Source organism: Corynebacterium sp. HMSC08A12 (assembly GCF_001807485.1).
Classification (GTDB): domain Bacteria; phylum Actinomycetota; class Actinomycetes; order Mycobacteriales; family Mycobacteriaceae; genus Corynebacterium; species Corynebacterium evansiae.
Window position 1 is genome coordinate 253,712 of sequence record NZ_KV789168.1, and the last position, 14,587, is coordinate 268,298.

A 14,587-nucleotide genomic window follows, 5' to 3' on the forward strand; every position below is an offset into this window, starting at 1 on the left:
CACTGGCTTAGAGGTAGGTCTCCAGCACGCGGCGGCTATCCTTCGCCACGTGGTTGAAGGACTGCGCCACGATCTCCCCCAGCGCCGCATAGTCGTCGATGCGCGTGGAGCTGGAGCGGTAGGCCATGCCGATCGTACGGCCGGCGCGCACGGCACCGCCGGCGAACGTCGCCAGGGAAATTCCCGGGCGCTGGCACTCCACGGCCACCGCGGACAGCGGCACCAGGGTCGCACCCAAACCGGCAGCTACCAGCTGGATTACCGTGGACAGGCTTGCGGCGCGGGTCACGGAATGGCGCGGGTCGTTGGCCATGTCCACGGTGCGACACAGCTCCAGGATCTGGTCGCGCAGGCAGTGCCCGTCGTCCAGCAGCAACAGCTCGATGTTCTTCAACTCGTCGACCGCCAGGTCCTTACGACCGGCCAGAGGGTGGCCCTCAGGCAGAACCAGCACGAACTCTTCGGTGTACAGGTCAACGGTGTTCAGTCCGCCGCCTTCGCCCGGCATGCCGAGAATGGCAACGTCGATCTTGCCCTGGCGTAGTGCGTCGACCAGCAGCGGGGACTTTTCCTCCACGATGCGCGGCTCCAGCTTCGGGGCAACGTCGTTAACCGTGTGCAGCACGTCGGGCAGGATGTACGGCGCGACGGTGGGGATCATGCCGATGGCCAGCGAGCCGACCAGGCCGCCGTGGGCGCCGCGGGCGTGGGTGACGAAGGTCTCCAAGCTCTCCAGCGTCGCCTGCGCGAATGGCAGCAGTCCCCGCCCCACCGGGGTGACGATGACCTTGCGAGTGGATCGTTCGATCAGCTGCACGCCAAGCCCCGCCTCCAGCGCTGCCAGCGCTTGAGACAGCGACGGCTGGGAGATCCCCAGGTGCGAGGCGGCGGTGCCGAAGTGACCGTGTTCGGCGATGGTCACGAAGGTACGTAGTTGGGCAACTGTTGGTCGATACTCTCTTTGAACCACGTCCTCAACTCTACAGCAATTATTAGAAAAGTATAATTACAACCGGAAAAATAAGTACCTTTGCCCTATATCTAGCTCACCTGTAGTTCAGCGGTCCCCTCGAAGGGCGAAAGCTTGCCCAGGAAGGCCTTCCAATCGCCCTTGAGACGCACGGTGTACTTGCCGGGCTGCACATCGCGTGTGCCCCACTCGACGGTGGTGCGTGTCTGCCCGAAAGAATTCTCGAAGGTGATTAGAGTGTTCTCGCTAGAGTCGTCCGCGACCACCTTCCCGCTGGCGTCCTCGATCGTCACGTAGCCCTCGCCGTGGCGCATGTCGTTGTTCGGGTTCGCGCCTACAAATACCACCCGCGCCCGCGAGCCGGCCTTCACCTCCCTGGGCGCTTCCAGCACCTCGCCGAACTTCTTGCCCGGCGGCGGCGCATCCATCCAGTTGTCGCTGCCCGGCACATTCGGGATCAGCCCCGTCAGGTCACCTGCGGGCTGCCCGACCTCCACGGGCTTGCCCTCCTTGAGGGCGCGGGCCATCTCGTCGAGCACGTCCTGGAACGCGGGCAGCTGATACTGGCCGAAAATCGTCGCACCGCCCTCGTAGTTCTGCGCCTCGTACTCTTCGGGCGTGGTGATGTAGTGGCCGTAGGCGTTGGTGTACCCCTGTACCACGATGGTGTTCTCAGGCACGCCCAGCGCCGCTGCCACGGTGCGCTTCATGCGCAAGCCGCTGGTGACCGTTGGCTCGAAGCCGAGGCTCACCAGCACAAACGAGCCCAGGCGGTGGATCGTGAACGGGTGAACCTGCTGGATCATGCCGTCGATGTAGCCCATCGGCAGCAGGCCCTCCTTCGGGCCGTGGATATCCTTGATCTCCTGGGGCGAAAGGAAGTTGTTGAGGTCGCGCACCCACGGATTACCACCGCGCTCGCCCTCATTGAAGCCCAGGATGGGCACACCGCCGCCGTCTTCCTGCGAGGACGCAGCAAAAGCCGCCCCCAGAATCGCCGGCCCCAGCTTGTGCTCCTTCTTGTCCGGGGTAAAGCGCGGGCTGGCTACCAGCTGCGGGCAGTTCACCCATCGCATGCGCCCGTCGATACCACCTGCTGACCAGTCCTTGCCTAGGTCATTGGTCGCCGCCATCATCCGCTCACCGAGGATCTGCGCAGATTCGCGCTCGTCTGCTCCCGGCCCGGAGTTGGGCGTCAATCCCATATTCGGCGTGATGTCACCGGGCGTCATGTTGGCGAAAGCAGCGACAAACGGCGCATCTTCGGGGTGGCGGTGCACCACTCCGTGAGCTTCCTCGGTCGCCCAGGCGGCGTACCCCTTGTTGTCGCCTGCGATGTGCTTGTACTCCGCGCCGAAGCTCGTCGGGTGCAGCGAGTACCAGTTGATCAAGCCGACCTGCTTGCCACCGCGCGAAACATGGAGGGTCACACTGCGGGTGTCCACCCCGTTGGGTAGCGCCTTCTTGTCCTCTTCGGGGTTGCGGTCCCACGAGGTCTCTGACCTATTGACGCCCGCATCAGCGACCGTCGTCTCAGCAACCGTGACGTCTGAAGGCTGGATGTCCGCGTGCGCGCGTTCAATGGCGGTAACAATTCCCGCCACCGTAGCCTCGAAGGTCTTCGGGCGGAAGCCACCGTGGGTGATGTCGACCATCAAATGCTGGGACGTGCCGCCTGGAGCCACGTGAGTGTGGGTGGCCGTAAGCACGACGTTGGTCTGGTCGTACAGGTCCCCGAACTTCTCCTTGAGGCGGCGGAGCACCTCCAGGTGGATGGACTGGAACATCAGCCCAACGTCGCAGGTGACGTGGACGAAACGGGAGTTGTCGCGGTTGGCGTCAACAAAAATAAACGCGCGGGCGTACTGGCGGCGCTGAATACCGACGGTCTTCTGCTCGTCCACGGCGTAGCCGAACATGCCGGCGCCCCAGGGCTCGCCGGTCATGTCCGCCAGACCGCGGCCGACGTGGAAGCCTCCTCCACTGCCGCCACTAGCTTCCTGCGCGCTTGCTCCGGGCGCACCGGCGGAGGCCCAGAGTACGGTGCCGGATACCGCAGCCATTCCACGGAAGAAGTTGCGACGGCTGAGCTGGGACTTCAGCGGGTTCTGCAGATTGTTCGGGGTGGCGTTCTGGCCGTGTTCACACATGAGGTCTCTCGCTTCTCAAAACTACTTAAAAAGTTAGATTGTTTTGACTAGCGAAAGACTAGACCGAATCCATGGGACTGCGGGACAGTTTGTGTATATTAAGCAAACATTTATGGTCCTCTAATCTTGTTTGGGGGTAAAAACTGTTCAGGGGTGCAGGTTCCTCCTCTGGAGGCTCATTGCTAGAATCGGCCTGTTCAGCCCCGTAAACACGGGGAAATTCTGGCAAGCGAGACGGGTGATTCACACATGACGGACGCGCACGGGTCGGCCTCCCCCACCAATGAAGGCCGCGCCCAGGGCAAGCCGCAGGGGCGCAGGCGCTCCCGGCGACGCTCAAACAAGCGCCGCCGCCCGCAATTCATCCGCACCATTCCGCCGATTACCTACCCCGACCTGCCGGTCTCCGAGCGGCGGGAGGACATCAAGAAGGCCATCGAGGACAACCAGGTGGTCATCATCGCCGGTGAAACCGGCTCGGGTAAGACCACCCAGATTCCCAAGATGTGCCTGGAACTCGGCCGCGGACGCACCAAGGTGATCGGTCACACCCAGCCGCGCCGCATCGCAGCTCGCAGTGTCGCCGAGCGCATCGCGGAAGAACTCGACCAGCAGATCGGCGACGACACTTCCCTGGTCGGCTACAAGATCCGCTTCGACGATACGATCTCCAAGCACACCGCCGTAAAGCTCATGACCGACGGTGTGCTACTCAACGAGATCCAGCGCGACCGCCTCTTGCGGGACTACGACACGATCATCGTCGACGAGGCCCACGAGCGCAGCCTCAACATCGACTTCCTCCTGGGCTACCTGAAGCAGCTGCTGCCGAAGCGGCCGGACTTGAAGGTCATCATCACCTCCGCGACGATCGACCCCGAGAGCTTCGCGGAGCACTTTGCGGACGCTTCCGGTTCCCCCGCCCCCATCATCGAGGTCTCGGGGCGTACCTACCCGGTGGAGATTCGCTATCGCCCGCTCGTGACGGAACGGGAGAACCCGAAAACCGGCGAGGTCATCGAGGTGGAGACAGATCCCCTGGACGGACTCGTCGCTGCGTGTAAGGAACTGATGCGCGCCGGCGAGGGCGACATCCTGTGCTTCTTCTCCGGCGAACGCGAGATCCGCGATGCCGCCGAGGCACTGGAAGGTGAGTTCGCCGGCGCCGGCGGGGCACGCAAGGTAGACGTGTTACCGCTGTTCGGTCGCCTTTCGAACGCCGAGCAGCACCGTGTGTTCCGCACCGGGCCACGCCGCCGCATCGTGCTGGCCACCAACATCGCGGAAACCTCGCTGACGGTTCCTGGCATCCACTACGTCGTGGACACTGGCTATGCCCGCATCTCTCGCTACTCCAACCGCACCAAGGTTCAGCGCCTGCCGGTGGAGCCCATCAGCCAGGCCAGCGCCAAGCAGCGTTCCGGCCGCTCGGGCCGCATCGCCGACGGCATCGCCATCCGCCTGTACTCCGAAGAGGACTTCGAGGCGCGCCCCGAGTTCACCGACCCGGAGATCCTGCGCACCCACCTGTCCAGCGTGATCCTGTCCATGGCCGCCCTTGGCCTAGGCGATATTGAACGCTTCCCGTTCCTGCAGGCACCCGACAACAAGTCCATCCGTGACGGTGTGGCTCTGCTGCAGGAGCTCGGAGCGTTGGCGTCAACAAAGGACGCAGCGCTTACCCCCATCGGCCGCGACATGGCGCGCATCCCCACCGATCCGCGGCTCGCGCGCATGCTGGCGGCCGGGCATGCGAACAACATCATCGAGCCCATTGCGGTCATCGTGTCCGCCCTGTCCATCCAGGACGTGCGCGAACGCCCCTTGGAAAAGCAGCAACAGGCTGACGAAATGCACGCGCGTTTTAAGGCGAACTCCGACTTTGTGAGCCTGCTGAAGCTCTGGAACTACCTGCAGGAACAGCGCCAGGAGCTGTCCGCGAACAAGTTCCGCAAGCTGTGCCAGCGGGAGTTTATCCACTACGTGCGCGTCCGCGAGTGGATGGATTTGGTGCGCCAGATGCTGTCTGTCGTGCAGGACCTTAGCTGGAAGATTCCGAATATTCGCCACGTGAGGGAGCTGGTTTTCGAGCCGGAGGCGATCGACGAGGATCTGGTTCACAAGTCCATCCTTACCGGCCTTTTGACACACGTGGGAATGCGCGAAGGCAACTCCAAGCAGTTCACCGGCACCCGCGGCTCGCACTTTGTGGTGCACCCTTCCTCGCACGTGTCCAAGAAGCCCCCGCAGTGGCTTATGGCCGCTGAGCTGGTGGAAACCTCGCAGGTGTTCGCCCGCACCGTAGGGCCCATCGACCCGAGCTGGATCGAGGCAATCGCCCCGCACATGGTGAAGTACAACTATTCCGAGCCGGTGTGGTCGTCCTCCCGCGGGGCGGCAATGGTGCACGAAAAGGTGCTGCTTCTGGGATTGCCGATCGTCGCCGACCGGATGGTCAATGCGTCGAAGGTGGACCGGGCATTGGCGCGCGAACTGTTCATTCGGCACGCGCTTGTGGAGGGCGATTGGAGAACCCGCCACCATTTCTTCGCCCACAACCAGAACCTTCTCTCCGAGGCGACCGAATTGGAGGACAAGGCTCGCCGCCGCGACATCGTCGTCGACGATCAAGCGCTCTTTGATTTCTATGACGCCCGCTTGCCAGAGAAGATCGTTTCCTCCCGGCACTTTGATTCCTGGTGGAAGAAGGCTCGCCATAAAGACCCGCACCAGCTGGATTTCACGCTCGACGCGCTGATCGACTCGGAGGAGGCGGCGAAGGCTGCCGATGAGTTCCCCGACGTGTGGCGGCAGGGCAGCCTGGAGTTCGAGCTCAGCTATGTCTTTATGCCTGGCGACCCGGACGACGGCATGACAATGCGCGTGCCGATACCCCTGCTGGCGAACGTCTCCGAACCGGAAACTCGCTGGTTGGTGGCCGGTATGCGGGAGGAGCTGGCGATCGCCCTTATCCGTTCCCTGCCCAAGCCTTTGCGCACGAGTGTGGTGCCCGCCAGCAACTTCGCCGCTGCTGCTCTGCGTCGGATGGTTCCCTTTGACGGGGAGTTTGGGTTTGCGCTGGCCGAGGCGCTGCGCGAGCTCGGCGGCCAGGGGATCTCCGCACAGGACTTCGACTGGTCTCGGGTTCCCGGGCACTTACGCATGCAGTTTGCCGCCATCGACCGCCGAGGAAACGTGATCGAGAAGTCGCGCGACCTGCAGTACCTGCAGAACAAGCTGGCCGGGCAGGTCACGTCCGCGATTGCGCAGGCCGCCGCGCGTTCCAAGACCGCTGCCCCGAGCGATGTGGCGCAGCATACGCCGCCGCGCCGGAAGGGATCGAAGAAACAGGCCGGAACGTCCACCGGCGTGCTGGCCACTGCAGATGCGTGGACCGCGGATGGCATCGGCGTGCTGCCGGAAACGGTGGAAACGGTGGTGGATGGTCAGACCCTCAACACCTACCCGGCGATCGTCATCTCTAAGCGCGGCTCAGAGGGTGCAGAGGGTACAGAGGGCTCAGCAAAGGGCCGAGTGACCTTGAAGGCCTTCCCCACCAAGCAGGCGGCGGACGGCCAGCAGTTTACGACGGTGCTGAACATGATGGTTGCGGCCTGCACTGTGTCGCCGAAGCAGATGATCAAGGGGCTGCCGCTGCGCCAGCGGGTGGCCATGGAGAATACTCCCGGGGGCGTGGACGGCCTGGTGAACGACGTTGTGGCGCTGGCATGCCGCGACATGCTGATGAAGCTGGGGCCGGTGATCCGCGATCCGGAGAAGTGCGAGGAGGTAGTTGGGACCGCACGATCCCAGGGGCCGGGCCGGGTGCGGCAGTATGTCGTTGCCCTGGCTCCTGCGGTGCTGGCGGTAGCCGATATGTCAGCGGAGCTTAAGGGCTGGTCGGGCGAGGCTATCGACGATATGCGCGCACAACTCGACTTCTTCTTGGGCAAGCACGCTATCGCTCGTAATGGCATTGAGCACATGCGCCATGTTCCGCGTTATGTGGAGGCGATGCGTGCACGCCTGGAGCTGATGAAGACGGATCCGGACAAGGAGGAGGATCTGGACGATGAGGTCCAGGAGGCCTTCGAGTTATTAGAAAAGACCAAGAAGCGCCTACCTACTGCGCGGGCTGCCTCGCCGCAGATTAAGGAGGTGCGCTGGATGATCGAGGAGCTCCGGGTCAGCCTCTTCGCCCAGAACCTCGGCACGGCTCATTCGGTTTCCCTGCAGCGAATCCGGAAGAAGCTGGAGAAGATTCGCTAGGTTATCCTCGCCGCTAGTTTTCTTCGTCGGTGGGTTCCAGTTGAGGCTCAGCTAGGGCGTGGCGGTGCGCCCGCAGGGATTCGATCTCCTGCTCGAAGTCTTCGGCGCAGTTGAAGGACTTATACACCGAGGCAAAGCGCAGATATGCAACCTCGTCTAGGGTGCGCAACGGGTCGAGGATCGCCAAGCCGATCTGGTTAGCGGGGACTTGTGACCCATGTGCCACGCGCACTGCCTGCTCCACCTCGTGTGCAAGGCGCTTCAAAGCGTCATCAGAGACGTCTCGCCCTTGGCATGCCCGCCGAACGCCCTTGATGACCTTTTCCCTGCTGAACTCCTCGGTCACCCCGTTTCGCTTGACCACCAACAGGACGGATCTTTCGATGGTCGTGAAACGCGTCTGACACTCGCTGCACTCACGGCGGCGGCGAATGGATACGCCCATTTCGATAGAGCGCGAGTCGACTACGCGGGAGGATTCAGAACTGCAAGAGGGGCACAACACGCCACCCAGCTTAGTCCTTCACCTCAACGGGACAGAAGATACAGAAGCTACAGACGCGACAGACTTGTTCGCCACCTAGATGGATCCTCCTTAAGGGATCAGCATGGGCGCGAGGCCAACTAGTGCGGACATTGCCCCCAAGGACACCATGGTCGCACCCGGAGAGTGAACCACGCGATCCACACGCGCCCGAATCGCCTCGATACGGTTCGGCTGTACTTCGAACACCCTTTCGTTAGCGCCCGAAATCCGCGCAGCCCTCTCCCTGGATATCGAACGGGCTACCGGCGCCGTAGAGTAGCCGTAGGTGTTCGATTTGCGCCCCTCACTCACCTGATCCCAATCCGGCTTAAGCACCCGCGGCTGGCGCAGCGGGGCTACCCGATCGTGGCGCGTCACCCGGGCGCGCGTGGCAGAAGAACGGAAGGTCGCAGACTGGCGAGACGTTGCAGGGCGTACGATCGAGGTGGTCATCTACTTACTCCTTGGTGTATTGGCGGCATATCAGCAGCGCATCGGCGCCACCTTCGAGGCGGTGCACAAGACTTGCTTCGCTGCGATTCACAGTGAACCATCTGCGCCAGACATGTTGTGGATAATTAATAGAACACTAGATCACGTGTTCTAATTCCGGTTACATTCAGAAATTTAGCACGCCCGTTCGAACGTGTCTAGCGGAATCTAAACTTTTTCGAACACACACACTAGAAATTCTCCTTTTATCGGGTAAAGTCGATTGAGACAGCTGAAGCGAACAGCTACTGCCGAGTACCGAATCCACACCGAATACCGAGCGAGGTAGATCCCGTGAGCACCGACGATTCCACCGATAGCCCCACACCGCGCCCGCGGCTTGGCCGCCCGCCGAAGTCGGAAGCCGACAAGCGCGCGGAGAAGCAGGCCCAGAAGGATGGCCAGAAGCCTGCCTTGAGCACCCGCCAGCGCCGCATTCTGGAGGTCATTAAGGATTCGACGGTCATCCGTGGCTATCCACCGAGCATCCGCGAGATTGCGGACGCAGTGGGGCTGCACTCCACATCTTCGGTCTCCTACCACCTCACCCAACTCGAGAAGCGCGGCTACCTTCGCCGTGATGGCAAGCGCCCCCGCGCCGTCGACGTGCGGGCATTCGACGGTGGCCAGCTGGGCAACGAGGGCACGAAGAACAACACCAGCAAGCCCAAGGCCAACGCTTCAGCTCCGGAGCCGGCCGCCGACGGCGAGATCATGCCGGAGGCAACTTACGTTCCGGTCGTCGGCCAGATCGCTGCCGGCGCCCCGATTCTCGCGGAGCAGAACGTCGAAGCCCACTTCCCCCTCCCTCAGGAGCTCGTGGGCAACGGCGAACTCTTCCTGCTTCAGGTCGTGGGCGAATCGATGCACGACGCGGGCATTTTCAACGGTGACTGGGTTGTCGTCCGCTCGCAGTCCGTCGCCGAGTTCGGCGACTTCGTGGCGGCAATGATCGACGGGGAGGCAACGGTCAAGGAGTTCCAAAAGGATTCCGACGGCCTGTGGCTGATCCCCCACAATCCGCTGTTCGAACCCATTCCCGCCGAGGAAGCGACGATCCTGGGCAAGGTCGCCGCGGTCCTGCGCAAGATCTAGGTTCCCCCCATTGGTTCTGACGCCGCCGTTTCCCACCCGCAAGCAACTAAAATGACGCTTATGGAATCAGCAGAACGGCGCCGTCAGATACTCTCCCTCACCGCCATTCACGGCAGGGTAACTGTGAATGAGTTGGCGGAGAAGTTCGGCGTCACCGCAGAAACAATTCGCCGCGACCTAGCGGTCCTCGACGACGGCGGCGAGCTCTTCCGCGTCCACGGCGGCGCCGTACCCGTACAGAACTTCCGTACGGACTTCACCACGCTCGCCACCAGGTCGAAGGCCGCCCTCGGGGCCAAGCGCGCAATCGCCCGGGCAGCGGTGCAGCTGCTGCCACCCTCTGGAACCGTGTTCATCGACGCAGGCACCACCACGGGCGTATTCGCCGAAGCAATCGCGGAAGCCAACGCAACGAACGACCCGAAGCTCATGGCGCCGAAGCTGAACATCGTCACGAACTCGTTGTTCATCGCCACTACCCTGGCGGAATCCTCGCGCTGCGATGTGCAGCTGATCGGCGGGCACGTCCGGGCGGCCTCCCAGGCCGTCGTCGGCGACCTAGCCACCCGCGCCCTCGGTGTACTACATGCGGACGTGTCCTTTATCGGCACCAACGCGCTCACCATCGACCACGGCCTATCCACCCCAGATGCTCAAGAGGGGGCAATCAAGCGCGCCATGGTCGCCAACTCCGATTCGGTAGTCGCCCTGTGCGATTCCACCAAGTTCGGCCTCGATTACCTCGTCAGTTTCGCCAGCATCGATGACATCGCCGCCATCGTCACCGACCGCGGCGCCCCCGAGCCGTACGTCAACGAACTAAGAAACTTAGGCATCGACGTCACCTTTGCCGACTAGCTCCGCCCGACTAGCTCCGCCGACTAGCTACTCAGTGACGACAAATTCCTCCAGCTCGGCGGCGACCACCTTCGGCAGCCGGACGTCCAGCTTGGTTCCGGCCGCGTCGTAATCCTCCGCAATCACCGTTCCCAGCTCGTGGACCTTGGCCACCACATCGCCACGGTCAAATGGAACGTGCAGGGTCACGTGAGAATCCAGCGAGTTGAGGAACAACTCCAGCTGGGCCTCCAATTCCGGAATGCCCTCCCCTGTCTTCGCGGACACATACACGGCATCCGGAATGCGGTGCCGCAGCTCCGCCAGCACCAGCGGGTCGGCTGCGTCGATCTTGTTGATGACCAAGATCTCCGGCGGCGCCTCCTGCCCGGATTCCTCCACGATCCCACCGATCACGGTGTTCACTGCCTTGATCTGCTCCAGCGGGAACGGGTCGGAGCCATCCACAACGTGCAGCACCACGTCGGCGGCCAGGACTTCCTCCAGAGTGGAACGGAACGCCTCCACCAGCTGCGTGGGCAGGTGGCGGACGAAGCCCACCGTGTCGCTGAACACCACTGTGCGACCGTCCGCCAGGCTCGCGCGGCGCGTCGTCGGATCCAGGGTGGCGAACAGGGCATCCTCAACCAACACACCCGCACCCGTCAGTGCGTTAATCAGGGAGGATTTGCCCGCGTTCGTGTAACCCGCAATCGCGATCTGAGGAATCGCCGACGCATCGCGCCGCTCTCGCTTGACCTCGCGCGAGGTCTTCATCGCCGCAATCTCCTTGCGTAGCTTCGCCATGTCGGAACGCAGGCGGCGGCGATCCGCCTCGATCTTCGTCTCACCCGGACCGCGCAGGCCCACGCCGCCGTTGGATCCCGCACGACCGCCGGCCTGCCGGGACAGCGCGCCACCCCAGCCGCGCACGCGTGTGATGAGGTACTCCATCTGCGCCAGCGAGACTTGCGCCTTGCCTTCCTTGGACTTCGCATGCTGGGCGAAGATATCCAGAATTAGCATGGTCCGGTCGATCACCTTGACGTCCAGTGCCTTCTCAAGCGCGATCATCTGGCCCGGGCTCAGCTCACCGTCGCAGACCACGGTATCTGCACCGGTTTCTTGCACCACGGACTTCAGCTCCTCGACCTTGCCGCGGCCGATATAGGTGCCGGAATCCGGCTTGTCGCGCCGCTGGTAGAGCATCTCGGCCACCTCGGAGCCTGCGGTTTCGGCCAGGGCTCGCAGTTCCTCCAGGCTCGCCTCCACCTGCGCGATCGTCCCGGTGGTCCACACGCCGACCAGCACGACCTTCTCCAGCCTCAGCTTGCGGTACTCAACGTCGTAGCCGTCGGACTGTTCGTCTGTGTAGGTATTTACTCCGCGGGATAGCCGTCGGAGGCTCGAGCGCTCCTCCAGATCGAGCTCGCCGACCGTGGGCGCCGCGTGCGAATCATAAAGGTGTGTAGTGTGTTCGGTTTTATCCGTCTTTTCCGTCATTACGCTCTATTTTTACCTGTCAGGGGCGGTAAATAGGAAATTTGGTGCGGCGGACTAGAGTGGTGGGCATGATTCCTGAACTCCGCAGCATTGGTATGGATTTCCCCAAGTGGCAGCAGGCCCTCGAGGCCGCATATGGCTCCGGCAGCTTGGGAGTGTCGGGTGAGGTTCGCGGCGGCCAGGTTCTGCAGTTCGACGACCCCTCGGGCGCCCGCATGGTCGTGCTCGCCGTCGAGCCCTTCGGCTCCTTCGCCAGCTACACCGGCGGAGTGCCCGCCACGGCGCATCTGTCGATGCTGAACGACATCATCGGCGTGCTGGACGTCGTGGACGACAGCCCCATGCTGCAGATCTCCGGCCAGCAGGCACCGACGATCGCTTCCCTCACCGCCACCATCGCTCAAGGCCCCTTGCTTGTGGACGCCCCCTCGTTGGAGTACCACCAGTTCCACATTGGGGCTCTGGCCAACTCCGTACGCGTGTATGGGGGCTCCACTGAGTTCGCCAAGGACGGCGGCTTGAAGATCGGCGAGGTCAATTCGAGCGGTTTGCAAGATATCAACTCCCCGGCCACTGCCCCGCATGCCACGGCGGAGATCGCGGTGGAGGCCTCCGGTTGGTCCCTCAAGATCAACTCTCTGACGGGACAGAAGTTCTGGACCGCGACAGTGACCTCCCCCTTCGAGTTCACGGTGGTTCTTCCCGAGGACGCGGTCGACGAGGAGCTCGCACAGTCAGATGCCCCGCTGATCGTGGCCGGTACCGTGCAATTCACAGCCAGCACCGTGGACTCCGCTGGCTGCGGCGGCGCCTGCGGCTCCGGCAGCTGCGGCTGCGGTGGCCACTAGAAAGCCGTTAAAGCACAGTCTTTCCCCAGACCACGATCGCCGAGGGCCCGCGGAGGATCGAACCGTCCTCGGAGATCTCCACCTGCACGGCTCCCCCTGGAACGTGCACGGTGACGGTGCCTGTGGCCAATTCGGCGTCAGCAAGGGCAGAAACAGCGGCGGCGACAGTGCCGGTGCCGCAAGAGCGAGTCTCCCCCACGCCGCGCTCGTGGACGCGCATGTGCACCGCACCCGCATCGTCCAGGGGTGTGAGTACCTCCAGGTTGACCCCTGCCGGGAAGAACTCCGGGTCGAACTGCACCTGCTGATCGATCGGCAGCTTCTGCAGCTCCAGCGCCGTGAGGTTGGGTACCACCGCGGCTAGGTGCGGGTTGCCCATATCCACGCCTAGCCCCGCGACCTTCATGTCGCCCACCTGTGCGGTAGATACACCCAGCACTTCCGGGGTGCCCATCTCCACGCTCACGATCGCGTGTTCCTGGTTTTCTCCACTCAGTTCGTGCACTTTCACCAGCTTGCGGCCCGCCCGGGTGCCAATGCCGAACTGTTCGCCGACGGTAACTTTCCCTTGTCGGCACAGCACGTGGGCGAAGGCGCGCACGCCGTTGCCGCACATCTCAGCCAGGGAGCCGTCGGCGTTGCGGTAGTCCATGAACCATTCGTCACCGTGCACGCTCGCAGGAAGTTCGGTCAGCACGCCCGCGCTCACCAGGGCGTCACCGGTGGCGATGCGAATCACCCCGTCGCCGCCGATCCCGGCCCGCCGGTCTGCGAGGTGTCGCACGCGATCCTCAGTGAGGTTCACCTGGGTCGCCTCGTCCATCAGGATAACGAAGTCGTTCTCCGTGCCGTGAGCCTTAATGAAATCGATCATGCTGAGCACTCCCTCTATTTACTGCTGGCTGCCAATCCCTAGCGCTTCCGTTGCCGCGCGGGCCGGGTCGGGTGAGTTGGCGTCAATCCAAATAATGCGCTTATCCCTGCGGAACCAGGAACGCTGCCGTCGAGCATAGCGACGGGTGCCGGTTATCGTGCGGTCCACGGCTTCCTCAAAAGTGAGCTCGCCCGCGAAATAGTCCAGCACCTGCGCGTATCCGATGGCCTGACCGGCGGTGGACCCGCGGACCAACCCATCGGCAACCAGGGCACGTACTTCCTCCACCAGGCCTTGGTCGAACATCTGGCGCACGCGCAACTCGATACGGGGGTTCAGCCACTCGGCGGGCGCGTTCAGCCCCAACAGGCGCATGTTCCAGCGGGGCGTGGAATTCTTCGGCGGCTGTGAGGCCGCGAAAGGCTTGCCGGTCAACTCGATGACTTCGAGGGCGCGGACGGTGCGGCGCGGGTCGTTGTCCTCGATAATGCGCGCGGCCTCGGGGTCGATCGTCGCCAGGTGCTGGTGCATGGCGGCCACCCCACGGACGTCGAGCTCACGCTGCCACTTCTCGCGCACCATCGGATCCGTGGGCGGAAAGTCCCACTCGTCCACCAGCGCCTGGATGTACATCATGGAGCCGCCGACGATTATGGGCGTCTTGCCCCTGGAAAAAATTTTTTCCACCGTCTCGATCGCCCCCGCGCGATACTCCGCGACGCTTGCGGGCTTGGTCACCGGCCAAATATCCAGCTGGTGGTGCGGGATCCCCTGTCGCTCTGACGGCGGAACCTTGGCCGTTCCGATATCCATGCCGCGGTACAGCTGCATGGAATCGATGTTCACCACCTCCCCGTCCAGCCGCTTGGCCAGTTCCAGGGAGATCGCCGTCTTGCCAGAGGCGGTAGGGCCAACGACTGCGATCGGGCGGATCTCAGTGGAAGAACTCATAGAAACCCAGTCTAGCGGTGCGGCTGGTGTAATAATTACTTCATTGCCCTATACGAGGCTGAGAAGCTGAGA

11 protein-coding genes are annotated in these 14,587 nt (G+C 63.0%); 4 read left to right on the forward strand and 7 right to left on the reverse strand.

Features of this window, described 5'->3' with window-relative positions:
* Nucleotides 1–7: 7 nt before the first annotated feature.
* Nucleotides 8–970 (reverse strand): hydrogen peroxide-inducible genes activator, encoded by a 963-nt coding sequence (locus HMPREF3166_RS03100; RefSeq protein WP_035003739.1) that lies wholly within the window; start codon nt 968–970, stop codon nt 8–10.
* Nucleotides 971–1,041: 71 nt separating this feature from the next.
* Nucleotides 1,042–3,120 carry a neutral/alkaline non-lysosomal ceramidase N-terminal domain-containing protein gene (locus HMPREF3166_RS03105; RefSeq protein WP_070487602.1) on the reverse strand — a complete coding sequence of 693 codons (2,079 nt, stop codon included), beginning with the start codon at nt 3,118–3,120 and terminating at the stop codon, nt 1,042–1,044.
* 249 nt (nt 3,121–3,369) lie between these two features.
* On the opposite strand from HMPREF3166_RS03105, the gene hrpA reads away from it, so the two are divergent.
* Nucleotides 3,370–7,389, forward strand: coding sequence for an ATP-dependent RNA helicase HrpA (hrpA, locus tag HMPREF3166_RS03110; RefSeq protein WP_070487604.1), 4,020 nt, complete (start codon nt 3,370–3,372; stop codon nt 7,387–7,389).
* Between the two features lie 13 nt (nt 7,390–7,402).
* Here hrpA and nrdR read toward each other — a convergent pair whose 3' ends face one another.
* Together nrdR and HMPREF3166_RS03120 are read right to left on the reverse strand one after the other, a co-directional pair.
* Nucleotides 7,403–7,894: a transcriptional regulator NrdR gene (gene nrdR, locus HMPREF3166_RS03115; protein ID WP_035003731.1), complete on the reverse strand. Its 492-nt coding sequence runs from the start codon at nt 7,892–7,894 to the stop codon at nt 7,403–7,405.
* A 90-nt stretch (nt 7,895–7,984) separates the two neighbouring features.
* Nucleotides 7,985–8,368, reverse strand: coding sequence for a hypothetical protein (locus tag HMPREF3166_RS03120; RefSeq protein ID WP_035003728.1), 384 nt, complete (start codon nt 8,366–8,368; stop codon nt 7,985–7,987).
* A 333-nt stretch (nt 8,369–8,701) separates the two neighbouring features.
* Here HMPREF3166_RS03120 and lexA point away from each other — a divergent pair, with 333 nt between their 5' ends.
* Together lexA and HMPREF3166_RS03130 are read left to right on the forward strand one after the other, a co-directional pair.
* Nucleotides 8,702–9,502, forward strand: a complete 801-nt coding sequence (lexA, locus tag HMPREF3166_RS03125) for a transcriptional repressor LexA (protein WP_035003725.1) — start codon at nt 8,702–8,704, stop codon at nt 9,500–9,502.
* 60 nt (nt 9,503–9,562) lie between these two features.
* Entirely contained in the window at nt 9,563–10,360 is a 798-nt protein-coding gene (locus tag HMPREF3166_RS03130; RefSeq protein WP_035003720.1) for a DeoR/GlpR family DNA-binding transcription regulator, read from the forward strand.
* Between the two features lie 27 nt (nt 10,361–10,387).
* On the opposite strand, the gene hflX is transcribed toward HMPREF3166_RS03130, so the two are convergent.
* A complete protein-coding gene (gene hflX, locus HMPREF3166_RS03135) occupies nt 10,388–11,842 on the reverse strand; it encodes a GTPase HflX (protein ID WP_035003718.1) in 1,455 nt (484 codons plus the stop codon).
* A 68-nt stretch (nt 11,843–11,910) separates the two neighbouring features.
* Between hflX and HMPREF3166_RS03140 the strand changes: the two genes are divergently transcribed.
* Nucleotides 11,911–12,690: a hypothetical protein gene (locus HMPREF3166_RS03140; protein WP_049050514.1), complete on the forward strand. Its 780-nt coding sequence runs from the start codon at nt 11,911–11,913 to the stop codon at nt 12,688–12,690.
* A 7-nt stretch (nt 12,691–12,697) separates the two neighbouring features.
* Here HMPREF3166_RS03140 and dapF read toward each other — a convergent pair whose 3' ends face one another.
* Together dapF and miaA are read right to left on the reverse strand one after the other, a co-directional pair.
* A complete protein-coding gene (gene dapF / locus HMPREF3166_RS03145) occupies nt 12,698–13,564 on the reverse strand; it encodes a diaminopimelate epimerase (protein WP_070487605.1) in 867 nt (288 codons plus the stop codon).
* Between the two features lie 18 nt (nt 13,565–13,582).
* Nucleotides 13,583–14,515 (reverse strand): tRNA (adenosine(37)-N6)-dimethylallyltransferase MiaA, encoded by a 933-nt coding sequence (miaA, locus tag HMPREF3166_RS03150; protein WP_070487607.1) that lies wholly within the window; start codon nt 14,513–14,515, stop codon nt 13,583–13,585.
* Between the last annotated feature and the right edge of the window lie 72 nt (nt 14,516–14,587).

Coding starts and splice junctions, on each gene's coding strand:
- HMPREF3166_RS03130 (WP_035003720.1), top strand. CDS start 9,563: ATGGAATCAGCAGAACGGCGCCGTCAGATACTCTCCCTCACCGCCATT.
- dapF (WP_070487605.1), bottom strand. CDS start 13,564: ATGATCGATTTCATTAAGGCTCACGGCACGGAGAACGACTTCGTTATC.
- HMPREF3166_RS03140 (WP_049050514.1), top strand. CDS start 11,911: ATGATTCCTGAACTCCGCAGCATTGGTATGGATTTCCCCAAGTGGCAG.
- HMPREF3166_RS03105 (WP_070487602.1), bottom strand. CDS start 3,120: ATGTGTGAACACGGCCAGAACGCCACCCCGAACAATCTGCAGAACCCG.
- hrpA (WP_070487604.1), top strand. CDS start 3,370: ATGACGGACGCGCACGGGTCGGCCTCCCCCACCAATGAAGGCCGCGCC.
- HMPREF3166_RS03120 (WP_035003728.1), bottom strand. CDS start 8,368: ATGACCACCTCGATCGTACGCCCTGCAACGTCTCGCCAGTCTGCGACC.
- miaA (WP_070487607.1), bottom strand. CDS start 14,515: ATGAGTTCTTCCACTGAGATCCGCCCGATCGCAGTCGTTGGCCCTACC.
- hflX (WP_035003718.1), bottom strand. CDS start 11,842: ATGACGGAAAAGACGGATAAAACCGAACACACTACACACCTTTATGAT.